This window comes from Limibacter armeniacum, from assembly GCF_036880985.1.
Taxonomy (GTDB): domain Bacteria; phylum Bacteroidota; class Bacteroidia; order Cytophagales; family Flammeovirgaceae; genus Limibacter; species Limibacter armeniacum.
Window position 1 is genome coordinate 1,727,751 of record NZ_JBAJNO010000008.1, and the last position, 15,085, is coordinate 1,742,835.

Genomic DNA, 15,085 nt, shown 5'->3' on the forward strand with positions numbered 1-15,085 from the left:
TGTTTATTTGTGTAACAAAAGAAAAACAAAGCACAAGAAATAACTATTAAACACCTTATGAAAAGCATTCTACAACCAATTGTATTTCTGATTTTAGCGATGATTTCACTGAATGTGTCTGCCCAAAATTCAGAAAAGGTAATCAACCTAAAAAAACAAAAGATTCAAATCCACGGAACTTCCACTTTGCATGACTGGACGTGTGACGTTACCGAATCGGCTATCAAGGTAATAGCAGACTTTGATGGAGCGGGTGTAACAACTTTGAAAGGCGCGACAGTCAACATTCCAGTAAAGGGTATCAAGAGCGGCAAAAGTGCAATGGACAGCAACACTTATAGCGCGCTTAAGATGAAAAGCCATCCAAACATTATTTTCAAGCTAAATGCACCTACAGAAGGCTCAACTTTGAAAGGAACATTAACCATAGCAGGGACTTCGAATCCAGTGACACTGAAAGCTGACAAGAAGGGAAATACCTTTAGTGGTAAATACACTTTCAAGATGAGTGAATTTGGAATTGAACCTCCAACTGCCATGTTCGGAACTGTCAAAACTGGTGATGAAGTAACCATTGAATATTCGGTTGACTTGGACGCTGGTACAGAGGTTCAATAAGCTTTATAACAAGGTAAATAATTAGAATTCAAGGTAAATAGATTTCATTTTCGCAGCTCATTTCACTGAGCTGACTATGAACCATATTGTTTAATATCAAAAATCTTATCCACTTTTAATCATAATCACCATGCGCAAACAAATACTTAGACCAATCTTAGCGCTTTTATTATCAGGAATCATCGGCGCTACAGCTTTTGCTCAAGACCCTATCAAAAGCAACAGAAATGTAGGTCAAGCAGGCTTGAACCAATTTGAAACTCCAAAAGAAGATTACAGCGATTTTGATGGTGTAAAAGTGAAACTTGGAGGTGATTTCGCACTTCAGTTCCAAGGACTTGACCACTCAAACGATGCACAGGATGTATTGGGAGCTGATGGTAGTGTATTGGTTAACAACACACTGAAGGAAATTCAGCCATACTTCAACAACGCCACTGCAAACATGAACATTGATGTTCAGTTGGCTCCAGGTGTGAGAATGAACTTGGTAACATACCTGTCTTCTCGTCACCACACAGAGGCTTGGGTAAAAGGTGGTTACATCCAGTTTGATGCACTGCCATTCCTGAACAGTGAGTTGGTAGACAAGATCATGAAGGACGTGACTATCAAAGTGGGGCACATGGAGATCAACTACGGTGATGCACACTTCAGAAGAACTGACAACGGTAATGCCATCTACAACCCATTTGTAGGTAACTATATCATGGATGCATTTGCAACTGAGATTGGTGCAGAGGTTTACTACCGCAAAAATAATATCATCGGTATGATCGGTGTATCTAACGGTGAGATCAAAGGTGATGTAGTGAAAGTTGATGACAGACAGCCTTCAGTTTACGGTAAATTAGGTTATGACAACCAAGTAGATGAAGACTTGAGACTAAGATTGACAGGATCATTCTACGCGAACTCAGGCTATAACCGCAACACGCTTTACGCTGGTGACCGTACAGGTTCTAGATACTACTACGTAATGGCAAACACTGAAGCTTCATCTTCAGCAGCGTTCACAACAGGTCGTTTCAGCCCAGGCTTCAACAAGGTGACATCATTCATGATCAACCCATTCGTAAGCTACAAAGGTATTGAGTTCTTCGGTACTTACGAGCACACAGCAGGTCTGGCTCGCCAAAATGACGAAGAGACACTTGAAGATGGTGGATACACACAACTTGCAGCAGACTTACTTTACAGATTTGGTGAAAATGACAACTTCTATATAGGTGGTCGTTACAACCAAGTGAAAGGGAATGCGACAGGCGATGCAGATGAGGTTACAATCAACCGTTACCAAATCGGTGCAGGTTGGTTCCTGACAAACAATATTCTTGCAAAAGTTGAGTACGTAAACCAAGAGTACAAAGACTTCGCAGAAAACAATATCCTTTACGGAGGTCGCTTTAACGGTGTTATGGTAGAAGCGGTGATTGGCTTCTAAACTTTAATCAGGTTTATTGACTTGTAAGCCCCACCCACGGTGGGGTTTACTCATATCGTAACTTAAAGATATTATCAGACTATGAAACTGCTTTCTATACTGCTAACTTTTTGGGTAGGTTGGTGGGGAGGACCTACATATGAAAAGTGGGACGTGAAATTCGACAAAGACAGCTATCTGTATATAGATGGCGCTACTAACCTCAATACTTTTAGCTGTGCATATAGTGCTTCTGAAATGGAAGACAAAACAGAAGTGCTGTTGGCAATTGATGAATTACAGAACTTTCATTTCAGACAAGCGATATTACCAATTGTTATTAAGAGACTTGATTGTCACAACTCTTTGATGAATAGTGATTTGAGAGAATTGCTGCAAGAAGAGGAGTACCCTAAACTCTTTTTGGTGTTGAAAGACCTCACGCATGCAGGCTTGAATGACAAGTATTACCTGAAGCTTTCTCTGAAAGTGGCAGGGGTAATGAAGCATATGGAGATACCAGTAATGTTGTTTCAGAAAGAAAACAGTAATAGGGTTGTTGGTTCGTTTGATTTCAAATTGACCGATTTTGGATTACATCCACCTTCTAGATTTTTTGGAGCGGTAAAAGTAGATAATACAGTCAAGATTTCGTTTTCAGTTTTGATAGAACCTAGCAAAGAAATATAGAAGTTTGACTTTGTTGAGCTTTTATTATTGGGGCGTAATAATGTTCCATAAACTACATGTGTGCTTTGTAATAGTTGGTTCATAATACGTCTGGCCCACTCATCATGGTATGAAGTGGGCTTTTTCTTTTTTGTGTTAACATAAATTTAAAGAATGTAATATAACACAGTGAATAGTCTATGTGAGTGCGCTGTGTGTTTAATTTTTAGTTGAAGAAAGCATAAATAACCTGAAACCTATTTGGAGTTTGATTTAGCCAATTTTACGGCGCAAAAAATGTAACTAAAATCAGATTTAAAACTCCATGAAAAACTTTTATCACTTATTACTATCTACGGTCATGATATTGATGACCACTGCTACTTTTGCACAAACCGCAGCATTGAGGGGAAGCATTTTGGACGAAAGCAACTTACCATTTCCTGGAGCAATTGTATTGGTCGAAGAATTAAGTAAAGGAACAGTCACAGATGTGAATGGCCGATACACGCTTACGGATATTCCAGCCGGAGACTATTCTATTAAAGTATCATACCTAGGGTATAAACCTGTCAGCAAAACTATATCAGTAAGTGGAACAACTGTTCTGGATTTCAACTTGACAGAACTGGAAACACTGGATGAAGTAACAATTTATGCTGGTGGTCAGGCAAAAGCACTGAACCAGCAAAAGAACGCAAACAATATTGTCAATGTAATATCGGCAGATCAGGTATCCCGTTTCCCTGACTCCAATATTGGTGATGCACTGAAGCGTGTATCCGGTATTTATGTACAGTATGACCAAGGTGAAGCAAGATTTGCGAATATCCGTGGTACGGCACCTCAACTGAACTCAGTGACTATCAACGGAGAAAGAGTGCCTTCAGCTGAGGCTGAAATCAGAAGTGTTCAGCTTGATCTGGTTCCTTCGGATATGGTACAGGCTGTTGAAGTTAACAAAGCAGTGACACCAGATATGGATGGTGACGCAATCGGTGGTTCTGTAAACTTGGTAACACGTACTGCACCGCATGCACGTAGAATCTCAGCGACTTTGGGTTCTGGATATAACTTTATTGGCAAGAAACCAATACTGAATGGTTCATTGGTTTATGGCAACCGTTTCGTAAATGACAAGCTGGGGGTAATCGCAAGTGGCTCGGTTTTCAATCACTACCTTGGATCAGACAATGTGGAAGCAGAATGGGATGGTGATGATCTGGTAGAATTCCAGACAAGACAGTATTACGTACAGCGTTTGCGTCAAAGTTTCTCATTGGGGTTGGATTATAAAATCAATGATAATCATACCTTGTTTGTAAAAGGAATGTACAACCATCGTAACGATTGGGAAACACGTTACAGAGTATCTTACAAAGATCTGGTAAGAAATGATGGTGACAACTATACAGCTGAAGAGATTGTACGTGAAACAAAAGGAGGTGCCAACAACAAGAACCAGCGTCTGGAAGATCAGCGTGTGTTGACATTGGGTCTTTCAGGTGACCACCTTTTTGGAAAAGTAAGATTTGACTGGGGAGTAAACTACGCTAAGGCGTCAGAGGACAGACCACAGGAAAGATATATTGCCTACAAAACAGAAAACCAAAGCCTGGATTTCTCAATGGTAGATGACAAACCACTTCCTTCCAATTCTTTTGAAGCAATTGACGGTAACTGGGAACTGGATGAGATCACAGAAGAGAACCAGTATACACAGGAAGAAGACTTTTCAGGTAAGTTTAATATCAGCATGCCGCTTTCACAAGGCAACTTTGCTAGCAACCTGAAATTTGGTGCTAAATACAAGTCAAAGTCAAAAGAGCGTGACAACAATTTCTATGAGATTGAACCAACTGATGAGGATGCGTTGATGGCTTTGATCCAGCAAAACCTTTCAAACGAAACAAAGGATGATTTCTTGGCAGGTGATTATAAAGCAGGATCATTTGTATCAAAAGAGTTCCTAGGTGGTACCGACTTCACTAGTAATGCGTATGAGTCTGAAATCAAGCTGGATGAAATGGCGGGTAACTTCAATGCGACTGAAAATGTAACAGCAGGTTACTTGATGCTAGATCAGAAGTTGGGTAAGAAACTGAACATGTTGGCAGGTGTAAGAATTGAGAATACATCAGTAACATACAGTGGCTTTGAGTACAATGACAACGATGAGACACTAGAACCAACAGCTGAGCAGACGAACGATTATATGAACATCTTGCCAGGTTTACACTTCCGTTACCAGCCTGCTGACAATGCGGTAGTAAGATTGGCTTGGACTAACACGATTGCACGTCCAAACTACTTTGACCTTGTGCCATATGTGGTGATTGAAGATGAAGAGATGAGCATTGGTAACCCTGCATTGGAAGCTACGACATCTATGAACTTTGACCTTTTGGGTGAGTATTACTTCTCATCAGTAGGTATTGTTTCTGGTGGTGTTTTCTACAAAAAGGTAAATGACTTTATCGTTAAAAATACAAATGACGAGATGATTGGCGGAACTGAGTTTGAAGTGACACAACCAATCAATGGTGGAGATGCTAACTTGATGGGTGTCGAATTGGGCTTGCAGAGAAGATTAGACTTCCTGCCTTACCCTCTGAACAGGTTCAATGTATATGCCAACTATACTTACATCAATTCTAGCGTTGAGAACTTCCAATTGGAAGACCGTGAGGATGAGGATCTGTCAATGCCAGGTACTGCAAACAATACATTCAATGCATCATTGATGTATGAAGCTAAGAAATTCAAGGCTGGGCTGTCATTCAACTACACAAGTGAATTTATTGAAGAGGTAGGTGGAGATGTATCTGAAGATGTGTACTATGACAAGGTGATGTATCTTGACGCCAATGCTAGCTACATGTTCTCAGAAAAAGTGAATGCTTATGTAGAAGCAAACAACTTGCTGAACCAGCCATTACGTTATTTCCAAGGGGTTTCTAACCACATGATGCAGGCAGAATATTACGCACCAAGATTCAGCATAGGTGTGAAAATCAACCTATAAATTGAAGAGTCAATAGGAGGGTATTAGCGTAGGTAAGTAGATTATATCTCAGTATACAATCCTATTGAAATGATTATAATTGAATTGGTGCTATTCCCGTCAGGTTTTACCTGTCGGGAATTTGCCATAACAAAAATCACTAGAAGAAATGAAACAGCAAATAATACTTCTATCAGTTATAGCAGGTCTTTTTACAGCGTGTGGTGTTAGCCATCAGACTGAGAAACAGTACAAAGACCCAAGAGAGTCAGATGAATCAATGAAGCAAGCTTATAAGCTTCAGGAAAAAGTGAAGTTCCGTGTGCAGGCAGATGCTGAAACGCAAGCAGTACTGGCTACTACAGAAGAGGATGCTGCAGACGATCCGGCAATGTGGATTCACCCTGAAGATCCTTCAAAGAGTCTGATAGTAGGAACGCATAAGAAAAAAGGCTTGTATGTTTATGACTTGGCAGGAAACGAGTTGGGCTTTTATCCTGTAGGAAAGGTAAACAATGTAGATATCAGACAAGGGGTCGTACTTGGTCAAGATACCTTGGATATAGTCGCGGCAAGTAACCGTAATGATAATTCCATTACCCTGATGAAGATGACGGCTGAAGGAAAGTTGGTAGATGTTTCGGCTCAGCCTATTATGACAGGTGAGGCAATTGATGATATCTATGGTTTCTGTATGTATCAGGATCAGTCAACAGGTAATTCGTTTGTTATTGCCAATGGAAAAAATGGAGTGGTCCAACAGTGGGCGTTGGCAGCGGCAGACAGTGGTAAGGTAACTGCAAGCTTGGCTAAATCCTATAAAGTGCCATCACAACCAGAGGGGATGGTAGCAGATGACGCTACTGGCACTTTGTATATAGGTGAAGAAGCACAAGGCATTTGGAAAGTGGATTTGTCCGTTGATACAGTTGCTACACCTGAACTGATTGCAAGTACAAAAGTAGCTGACAATGAGATGCTGGAAGCGGACTTGGAAGGAATTGCACTTTACAAGACTGGAATAGAGACAGGTTACTTGTTGGCTTCAAGCCAAGGAAATTTCTCATATGCAGTGTTCAGCTTAGAGAATAACTACGAGTATTTGGGTAGCTTTGCAATTGAAAAGGGCAAAGTGGATGGCGTGGAAGAAACAGATGGAATTGAGGTGATTACAGACTCATTGAGCGAGCAATATCCAAAAGGAATGCTAATGGTTCAGGATGGTTTCAATTTTGATGATGATAGCTTAAAGGCTCAAAACTTCAAGATGATCGACTGGCGTAAAATTGAGCAATTGCTGGTTAAAAAAGAGATGTAAGAGAAATAGGTTTAGAATTGTATATCAAAATCCGGAAGGACACATACTGCTGTTCTTTCGGATTTTTTATTTTTGAATTTGAGTATCAAATTCGCTTCAATGCATTAACTGATATACCACTTTGTGTAGCATTTTGAATGATAAGCGAAACATTTGCTCCCAAGCGACGTTGAAATAGCTATAATTTTTTTCAAACTAATCATTTACGTATGAGATTCATTATCACAATTTTTTTATCCCTTTTTATCCTGACTGCTTCACAGGCACAAAAGCAAACTATTGAACTAAACCTAAAGAAAGGGGAGAAGTACAATCAGGTAGTAAACGCTACTTCTACGATTCAGCAGAATGTTGCAGGACAAGAAGTTAATATGGAAATATTGCTTGGTGGAAATACGGCATTTGTTGTAAAAGACATCAAGAAAGGCGTTTATGATCTGGAAGTGAATTATGAAAAGCTAAATATGGTAATGAAACTTCCACAGGGAGAAATTACAGCCAGCTCTGAGGATACAGACTCTAAAAATATTTTTTCCATGCTTCTTGGAGAGTTGGTGAACAAGCCATTTTCCTTAAAGATGGATAAGAAGGGAAAAGTACTTGAAATCACAGGAGAAGAAGTGCTGTTTTCTAGTATGATGAGTAAGTTTCCAGAAATTCCACAGGCACAGAAACAACAAATCATTACACAGCTGGAGCAGGCGTATGGTGAAAATGCCTTAAAAGGAAATATTGAGATGGTTACTGCCATATTCCCAGAAAATTCAGTGAAGATCGATGATACTTGGTCAGTTAGTACAAAACTGGAAGCAGGTTTTTCTGCCAACGTGACGACAGAATATAAACTAAAGGCGGTTACAAAAGACGCCATTGTTTTGGAGGGAAAAGCAAACATCGATACAACAAAAGGCGCAACGGAAAGCCAAATGTTTAGCAGGGTTGATATACAAGGTGCAACCGTCTCTACTGTAAAGCTGTCACCAAAAACAGGTTGGATCATCAGTGCACATGTAGAGCAGCAAATGAAAGGGGACTCTTATATAAATAACCCTCAGACACAGGAAGAAATGAAAATACCTATTGAGATGTCAAGCGTAACTGAAATTTCAGATAATTAATAGTCAGATAATCAGTTTGTAAGATATCGAAATTTATCTTTTATATTGAACTGGAGAAATGCATAATTGTATCTCTTCAGTTTTTTTATTTTCAATCTTTTTTGAGATACCCAATTTCAATTAAGCATTTATTTAAACTTCTCTAACCCAATTATAAAAATGGAATTAAGCAACCTCAATAGAAGAGATAATCTAAAGCCAAATAGTAAACAGCAAAAATTATATCAGCAGTTTGAAAACCTGATTCAAGAACTTCAGACCAGAACGCTACCTAACAACGTGAAAAACATTATCAATAATGAGATAGAACAACTGAATCAGTTATCAGATAATGATAGACAATTCAGCAAAAAGCTGGCAAAAGCAAAGTCTAAAGTTATTGCAACACTTGACAAAGAGCTGAAAATTGTTCTGACAAATCATTATAGAAATACTTGGATGGTACTTGGAATGTCATTGGGTATGGTATTTTTTGGTTTACCTATGGGGACAGTATTTAGCTACAGTCTAGAAAATATGGCATTTTTGGGGATGGGTTTACCTTTGGGACTTTCTATTGGACTTTCATTAGGTCTAGCTTTTGGAAGTATTCAGGATAAAAAGGCTGCAGCGGAAGGGAGACAGTTAAGTGTTGAGTTTAGTATCTAGTCCAACTTATTTTAAGGGTGTTGCCTATGTAGAACCCTAAGTTTTTTTTGATGAAATAATCCTGAAACTAATTTTATCAGTAGTTAACACAAAGGTTTGGTCAGTTACTTGAAATGAAATTCCAGATGCTGTATTAGTCTCAACCAACCAAATACTTTAACTTGGCGGCTTATTCTGAGAAATAAACTGAACAGACAGACTAATGACAGAACTTTTTAATCCGGTAATCATTTCAGTGATAGTGATGATTACCCTGTGTTTGATGAGCCTCAATGTTATGCTGGCAATTCTGATTGCGGCTTTGGTGGCAGGACTGACAGGGGGATTTACGTTGACGGATACGATGCAGCTCCTGATTAAAGGAATGGGAGGGAATGCCGAAACAGCATTGAGTTATGTGCTGTTGGGTGCTTTGGCTGTCGCGATAAACAAGACAGGAGCAGCTGCGGTAATGGCGCAACGGATAGCCTTGATGGTTGGCAAAAGTAAAATGATTTTGCTTTTGGTTATCACTTTATTGGCTTGCTTCTCTCAAAACTTGGTGCCTGTTCATATTGCATTTATTCCTATTCTGATTCCTCCATTGTTACCCTTGATGGACAGGTTGAAACTGGATAGAAGGGCTGTAGCCTCTTCTTTGACATTTGGGCTAACGGCACCATATATTGTATTGCCTGTTGGGTTTGGGCTTATTTTTCAGAACCTGATTAAAGATCAGATGATTGCGAATGGCATTTCAGTTGACATATCCATGATTTGGCAATCAATGTGGTTACCCGGTTTAGGAATGTTGGTAGGGTTGTTATTTGCTGTATTGATTTCTTATAAGAAGAAACGTGTGTATCGTGAAGAAGTAGCCGTTGTCAATACGGAGAAAATATCCTTAAAACCGGCACATTACTGGACGCTATTGGCTGCAATATTGGCATTTGCCATTCAACTGCTGACAGGGTCATTGCCGTTAGGGGCTTTGGCAGGACTTCTTGTGATGTTCTTCAGTAGAGCGATCAATAGAAAGGAATTGGAAGAGGTGATGCATGATGGCGTAGGAGTGATGGGGTTTATTGCTGTCGTAATGCTGGTAGCAGCTGGTTATGCAGGCGTAATTCGTGAAACACATGCTGTAGAAGGGTTGGTAAGCAGTATTACACAATTGGTAGGTGCAAGCAAATTAGGAGGGGCAATGCTGATGATTCTGATTGGCTTGTTTGTTACGATGGGTATCGGCACTTCTTTTGGTACTGTACCAATTATTGCGACTATCTATTGTCCATTAGGATTGGAGTTGGGCTTTTCAACAGCGGGTATCATTGCCTTGATTGGCGTAGCAGGAGCTTTGGGAGATGCAGGTTCTCCAGCATCTGACAGTACTTTAGGGCCAACTTCTGGTTTAGCAGCAGATGGTCAACATGATCATATTTGGGATACCTGTGTACCTACATTTTTGCACTACAATATTCCGTTGGTGATTTTTGGTGTTATTGCCTCATTGGTATTGTAGCCAAGGACAAACCTTAAAATCGATTGGGTGATCCCGAATAGCATGACGTTATTCGGGATCAATTTTTTTTGTATGGGTGAAGTTATTTCTCTGAATTGGGCAAGGCTATTGGGTTTGACTTTTTGAACTGCTGATACTGCATCATGGCACTCATGGCATGCTGTATATAATCAATTCTTATTTCAGTAACCCTCTTGTTAAAGCTTTTGGAGTCGGGTTCATTTTGAGGTAGAGGTGAAATTGCTCTAGGTATTGCTCCTGTATATTTGCCTTCTTTAATTTGTGCATGTAGTAGGAAACCTATTCCTAGGTCTACGGCTTTGGTTATCTTTTTCCTGATAGCCATATGTTCTGGCAGGAAGTTCAATGCAGCCTGCAGACCTTCTAGTCGGGTGGCAGTGGGTGTCGTATTACCTTTTGTGTTAAAGCCCCCATAATAAACTCCTTTTGCAGGAGAAGTGATCTGAGAGTTTAGAATAGACTCACAGACTTGGGTTGCATGATTGATCAGCAAATCTTCATTAATCAGACCGGCTACAACTTGCTGGTGTTTGAGAATCTTTTCTGTTGCGAGTAGTGCCCAATGGTCAGCAGGAAGGTTGGGTTGCCCCTTTCTGCTTAGTGCCAGATATTCCATCGCTTTGTATGCCGAGATGATCCACTTTTCGGCGGGGTCAATTTCATATAGCATAGCCAGTCCCAAAGCAGCCTCTCCAGGATAATAAAGAGAATTCCATTGGTCTGTGAGCCCTCCAGCAGAAGGAATATATTTGGAGTAAAAACTGCCATTTTCTTTTTGCATAAAAAGAATCCCATTCCCCAAACCTATTAGCTTATTTAAAGAGGTGAACCCGGGTTGTATTTTTTCAATGCTAAGTAAAGCAACCAACCCTAACCCAGTGCCTCCTAGTTTTACTTGCTGCTCATTGTTGCTGTGTGTCACCTCGGGAAAGGACCATATTGCCAATGTATTTTTCTGTTCAGGAACAGGCTTTAAGGCAACCTGTTTCAAATAATTTCCTGACCGATTTAGGGCATCCAATACCTGCGTATTTGCTTTAAGGCTATGGTAGTTTGCCAAAGCGTAAATTGTACCAGCATGCCTGAGCATATTGTATTTGTCCAGAACATTGACGGAAGGGTTTGTGTTGATACGATATTCAAACATCCCATTTTTGAGGCAAATGCGAGTGAGGTACTGCGCCGAGAGTTCGATCGCTGTTTCAATGCTAAACTCATTTTTGGGTTCGTCCTTTTGTGATGCTTCTTTGAAACAACCACTAATCATTAAGGTTGTAGACAAAATGAAAAGACAGGAATACAAGTAAGAGAGAGTTGAAATTTTCATGACTGAATAGAGGTGATGATGAGTAATGGGGTGGTTATGCTGATAATTTTAGTCTAAAAAAAAGTTGTGTTGAAGCAGATGTAAGTTTTGCAGAAAACTCCTTTGTATATTCAATGATGAGTCACCACCGATTTAATTATTAGGAATGACTCATCTTTTTTATAGCTTATTTTTTCAATGACAGTGCTTCGGTTACTTGCTCAAGCTCATGTGTAAGTTCATGGGTAATTGAAGAACTTTTACGTAGCTCAATCTCTTGGGAAAGTGCCTCAATCTTATCAGCCATTGCATTAGTGTCCAGTTCAAAAGTTCCTTGTTTACTAAAGATATCAATATAGGTATTGATGTTGTTCTCTTCGACAGATTGGTTGAACTCCTGTTGTCTATCAAGAAGGTATTTAGCCATATGGTGATTATAGAATAGCGTCATTATCTTGGCCGTTGCTATCTTATAAAACTCAGCGGAAGCTTTAGTAAAGGTAATTTGGGCCTCTATTTTCTCAATAAGGCTTTCCATTTGAACCATTACATTTTTATTTAAAGTGTCTTTGGCTGCCAGCTTGTTTTCAAAATTGATTTTTTCTTCTACTAGCCTTTTATAGCTGCTCATTTTCTCTTTATGGAGTGCCAGATTATGGGTCAGTAGTTTGTGTAACTTTCCTCTTTTACCTCCATTGTAGATGACACCATCTCCATTACAACAAAAGCAGGTTTCGTTATTGAATTCTGTGTCAAGGTATTCATTGTAGCCGTTAAGTTTGGTATCATGTTGACACACATCGCACCAGGTATATAAGTCTGAAAAATAGTTTGATGCGATAAAGTATATAATTGGAAGACTGAAGTGGAAAATAGAATATAGGTTTCTGCCTAGTGCCCCTCCATTATCTTCAGGAGCTCCTGTAAAGTTGAATAGCAAGGCAGCTATGAAAAAGGTCGTAAAAAGAATCACGATATACACACCACCAACCAAAATGGCATGTGGGATCAGTGAAAACTTAAAGTTTACCTTTTGGGCATACTGTGCAGGTTCTTTTACTACTTGCTTGAATGAAACATCTGTTGCACTGGCATATATTAGGAACAGATAACAAAAGATCAGGTAATTAGCGATCAATAGAACTGATATTAAGATAAGAATCATATAATATACTGTTTAATGAGTTGATGTGTGGTATTAATCTAAGCTATTAAGTTTATCAGTAATCATTTTAATTTCTTCCTTAAGCTCATTGGTGATAGTATGCTCATGTGTAAGTTTGATTTTTTGGCTTAAGACTTCAATTTCATCAACCAAGAAAGACTTGTTTAAATCTATAGACTTCTCAAATGAATGTATATTTGTGTAAGTTGAAAATTTATTTTGTATTAAATTGTAGCTCAATTCTTGTTCTTTACTCGAGATATATTGTAGCATAGATTCATTGTAAATGAGTTTCATCATTTTGATAGCTACTGTTTTATAAAATGTTTCAGATGTTTGTGTGAAGTCAATTTGCTCTGTTAGGCTTTCCAATTCTGTTTTAGAGTTAGCATCAATGACGAGAAAAACAGTTTTGTTGTTTTTTATGAAACTTAAAATTTGAGCTTTTTCTTTTAGAAGTTTAGTTAACTTGCTTTTGTGTAGCTGATGTTGTTTAATAGTCTTAACTAGTTGTTGGTGTAACCTTCCTTTTTCTTCTTTTTTAACTAGTTTGCCACTTCCTGAACAGCAAAAACACTTTTTGTTAGACAATGGAACATCTAAGTACTCATTAATATTTCCCAACTTTTCATTCTTTGTGCAGATCATGCACTGTGTGTATTTGGATGAAGAAATATCAAGAATAGCATATGTTAATAATGGAGTCCAATAGGAAATAGCCATAAATGTTTTACCAAACGTAAAGTGTGTAATGTGTGATGAATTGAAAAAATAATTAAGAAAGTGTGAAAGTTGATTGATAATTATATATAAAGCAGAACTTAATAGAAAACCAATTGCTAGTGCATGAATAGAAGCTGAAGGTTCAATGTCAAATTGTGGCCTGTAAAGTCCTGGTTCTTTTATTACCATCAAAAATGAGGGAGAGTTTAATGATGCCCAAAGCATGAATAGATAACAAAATAGAACAAAATTAAGAAAACAAGGAAGTAGAATTGTAAAGTTCATATTCGTTCATTAAAAAAGTAGGAGGTAGGTAATTACCCTTTATTGTTAAGATGATTTGTTAGGCTCTTGATTTCTGCTTCTAACTCTTTGGTAATAGAGTTATCATTATTTAACTCTATCAATTCAATCAAGGTTTCAATTCTATTTGAAATTTCTTTATGGTCTGACAACTCTGAGTAACTTTCCTCTTTTATGTAAAGCTCCATTTGCTGGATGTTCTTCTGACGTTCTTTGTTGATATATGACTCACTTTTAGCGAGTTGTTTTTCCAGATGGATTGTATATAAATGATCTGAGATGAGTGTTGCTTGTGAATGATATAGCTCGATTGATTTTGTTGTGAAAGAGATCTCTTGTTGAAGTTTTTCAGCCAAACTGATTGCATGGCCCTTCAGACTATCTTTTATATGCTTGTTTTCAATTTGAGCGGTTAGTGAATTCAGTCTATTTGTCATTAACTCGAGTAAGCGGGTTTTGTAGAGGAGTAGTTTTACATTCTTTTTTAGCTTAAGATGTGACTCACTGATGTCGATATTACCTTTTATATACTGTTTACCATCACAGCAGTAACATGTTTTCTTATTGAAATGGGGTGTCATGTTGTAAATGGGTAAGTCTGGTGAGTTCATGGATTTACAAACAATGCAATACTCATACTTGTATGTGTAGATAAAATTTATGACATACACTATGTTTAGCACTAAAATCAGAAAGTAAGTTATTATTGCATTTGGAGCGATATGAACTAAAATAGCAGAAATAAGACTAGATAAGATCCATAGAATAACATATTCAATGGCAAACAAGAAGAAAGATAAGCCAATGGCATAAAGAATGGCACTTTTGTCTAGTTTACACTCTTTCCAATAAAGGCCAGGGTTAAGAGTGATGGTTGTATTGGATATGTTATCATTGCTAGCCCATATTAAAAAGTTGAAGCAAATAATAACATAGTTGATTACATAATTAGAAATGAAAATCAGCCACATATGAAAAAAATAAGGGGTTTTAAAATTGACCGTTATAGCTAAACCATAAATGTTTTCCTCCAACTTAAGAAGTTAATGGTATTTGCAACAAGTTATTTAAGTCGAAATAGTTTTTTAGGTCAATTGTTTTTCTTATTTCTTTTGCACCTTTCACTACAATACTTTACTTCATTCCATACTTTTGCCCATTTTTTTCGCCATGTAAAAGGCTTTCCGCATATAGGACATACTTTGGTGGGCAAGTGTTGTTTTTTCATTGGATTAGGTAAGCACTTCGCATATAGGACATACTTTGGT

13 protein-coding genes are annotated in these 15,085 nt (G+C 38.3%); 8 read left to right on the forward strand and 5 right to left on the reverse strand.

Annotated elements, in window-relative coordinates; translation table 11 throughout:
* Nucleotides 1-57 precede the first annotated feature (57 nt).
* The 8 genes from V6R21_RS13180 (at nucleotide 58) to V6R21_RS13215 (ending at nucleotide 10,299) form a co-directional block, all read left to right on the forward strand.
* The gene (locus V6R21_RS13180; RefSeq protein WP_334244086.1) at nucleotides 58-618 is read left to right on the forward strand and encodes a YceI family protein; all 561 of its coding nucleotides are present in this window, start codon (nucleotides 58-60) and stop codon (nucleotides 616-618) included.
* A 130-nt stretch (nucleotides 619-748) separates the two neighbouring features.
* A complete protein-coding gene (locus tag V6R21_RS13185; protein WP_334244087.1) occupies nucleotides 749-2,062 on the forward strand; it encodes a hypothetical protein in 1,314 nt (437 codons plus the stop codon).
* Nucleotides 2,063-2,143: 81 nt separating this feature from the next.
* Nucleotides 2,144-2,731 (forward strand): YceI family protein, encoded by a 588-nt coding sequence (locus V6R21_RS13190; protein ID WP_334244088.1) that lies wholly within the window; start codon nucleotides 2,144-2,146, stop codon nucleotides 2,729-2,731.
* 304 nt (nucleotides 2,732-3,035) lie between these two features.
* Nucleotides 3,036-5,735, forward strand: a complete 2,700-nt coding sequence (locus V6R21_RS13195) for a TonB-dependent receptor (RefSeq protein ID WP_334244089.1) — start codon at nucleotides 3,036-3,038, stop codon at nucleotides 5,733-5,735.
* A 148-nt stretch (nucleotides 5,736-5,883) separates the two neighbouring features.
* Nucleotides 5,884-7,032, forward strand: a complete 1,149-nt coding sequence (locus V6R21_RS13200; protein ID WP_334244090.1) for a phytase — start codon at nucleotides 5,884-5,886, stop codon at nucleotides 7,030-7,032.
* Nucleotides 7,033-7,241: 209 nt separating this feature from the next.
* Entirely contained in the window at nucleotides 7,242-8,150 is a 909-nt protein-coding gene (locus tag V6R21_RS13205) for a DUF6263 family protein (RefSeq protein WP_334244091.1), read from the forward strand.
* Between the two features lie 159 nt (nucleotides 8,151-8,309).
* A complete protein-coding gene (locus V6R21_RS13210) occupies nucleotides 8,310-8,798 on the forward strand; it encodes a hypothetical protein (RefSeq protein WP_334244092.1) in 489 nt (162 codons plus the stop codon).
* Nucleotides 8,799-9,000: 202 nt separating this feature from the next.
* A complete protein-coding gene (locus V6R21_RS13215; protein ID WP_334244093.1) occupies nucleotides 9,001-10,299 on the forward strand; it encodes a Na+/H+ antiporter family protein in 1,299 nt (432 codons plus the stop codon).
* A gap of 82 nt (nucleotides 10,300-10,381) precedes the next feature.
* Here the strand turns inward: V6R21_RS13215 and V6R21_RS13220 are convergent, their stop codons facing one another.
* From V6R21_RS13220 to V6R21_RS13240, 5 genes are all read right to left on the reverse strand, one after another.
* The gene (locus V6R21_RS13220) at nucleotides 10,382-11,647 is read right to left on the reverse strand and encodes a hypothetical protein (RefSeq protein ID WP_334244094.1); all 1,266 of its coding nucleotides are present in this window, start codon (nucleotides 11,645-11,647) and stop codon (nucleotides 10,382-10,384) included.
* Between the two features lie 166 nt (nucleotides 11,648-11,813).
* Nucleotides 11,814-12,791, reverse strand: coding sequence for a hypothetical protein (locus V6R21_RS13225; protein ID WP_334244095.1), 978 nt, complete (start codon nucleotides 12,789-12,791; stop codon nucleotides 11,814-11,816).
* A gap of 33 nt (nucleotides 12,792-12,824) precedes the next feature.
* A complete protein-coding gene (locus tag V6R21_RS13230) occupies nucleotides 12,825-13,703 on the reverse strand; it encodes a hypothetical protein (RefSeq protein ID WP_334244096.1) in 879 nt (292 codons plus the stop codon).
* Between the two features lie 128 nt (nucleotides 13,704-13,831).
* Complete coding sequence (locus V6R21_RS13235; RefSeq protein WP_334244097.1) at nucleotides 13,832-14,428, reverse strand: hypothetical protein; 597 nt, start codon at nucleotides 14,426-14,428, stop codon at nucleotides 13,832-13,834.
* Between the two features lie 479 nt (nucleotides 14,429-14,907).
* Nucleotides 14,908-15,045, reverse strand: coding sequence for a DUF2256 domain-containing protein (locus V6R21_RS13240; protein ID WP_334244098.1), 138 nt, complete (start codon nucleotides 15,043-15,045; stop codon nucleotides 14,908-14,910).
* Nucleotides 15,046-15,085 lie beyond the last annotated feature (40 nt).

What these genes read in the sequence shown, in the direction of transcription:
- V6R21_RS13180 (WP_334244086.1), top strand. Translation starts at nt 58, where the DNA reads ATGAAAAGCATTCTACAACCAATTGTATTTCTGATTTTAGCGATGATT.
- V6R21_RS13185 (WP_334244087.1), top strand. Translation starts at nt 749, where the DNA reads ATGCGCAAACAAATACTTAGACCAATCTTAGCGCTTTTATTATCAGGA.
- V6R21_RS13190 (WP_334244088.1), top strand. Translation starts at nt 2,144, where the DNA reads ATGAAACTGCTTTCTATACTGCTAACTTTTTGGGTAGGTTGGTGGGGA.
- V6R21_RS13195 (WP_334244089.1), top strand. Translation starts at nt 3,036, where the DNA reads ATGAAAAACTTTTATCACTTATTACTATCTACGGTCATGATATTGATG.
- V6R21_RS13200 (WP_334244090.1), top strand. Translation starts at nt 5,884, where the DNA reads ATGAAACAGCAAATAATACTTCTATCAGTTATAGCAGGTCTTTTTACA.
- V6R21_RS13205 (WP_334244091.1), top strand. Translation starts at nt 7,242, where the DNA reads ATGAGATTCATTATCACAATTTTTTTATCCCTTTTTATCCTGACTGCT.
- V6R21_RS13210 (WP_334244092.1), top strand. Translation starts at nt 8,310, where the DNA reads ATGGAATTAAGCAACCTCAATAGAAGAGATAATCTAAAGCCAAATAGT.
- V6R21_RS13215 (WP_334244093.1), top strand. Translation starts at nt 9,001, where the DNA reads ATGACAGAACTTTTTAATCCGGTAATCATTTCAGTGATAGTGATGATT.
- V6R21_RS13220 (WP_334244094.1), bottom strand. Translation starts at nt 11,647, where the DNA reads ATGAAAATTTCAACTCTCTCTTACTTGTATTCCTGTCTTTTCATTTTG.
- V6R21_RS13225 (WP_334244095.1), bottom strand. Translation starts at nt 12,791, where the DNA reads ATGATTCTTATCTTAATATCAGTTCTATTGATCGCTAATTACCTGATC.
- V6R21_RS13230 (WP_334244096.1), bottom strand. Translation starts at nt 13,703, where the DNA reads ATGGTAATAAAAGAACCAGGACTTTACAGGCCACAATTTGACATTGAA.
- V6R21_RS13235 (WP_334244097.1), bottom strand. Translation starts at nt 14,428, where the DNA reads ATGAACTCACCAGACTTACCCATTTACAACATGACACCCCATTTCAAT.
- V6R21_RS13240 (WP_334244098.1), bottom strand. Translation starts at nt 15,045, where the DNA reads ATGAAAAAACAACACTTGCCCACCAAAGTATGTCCTATATGCGGAAAG.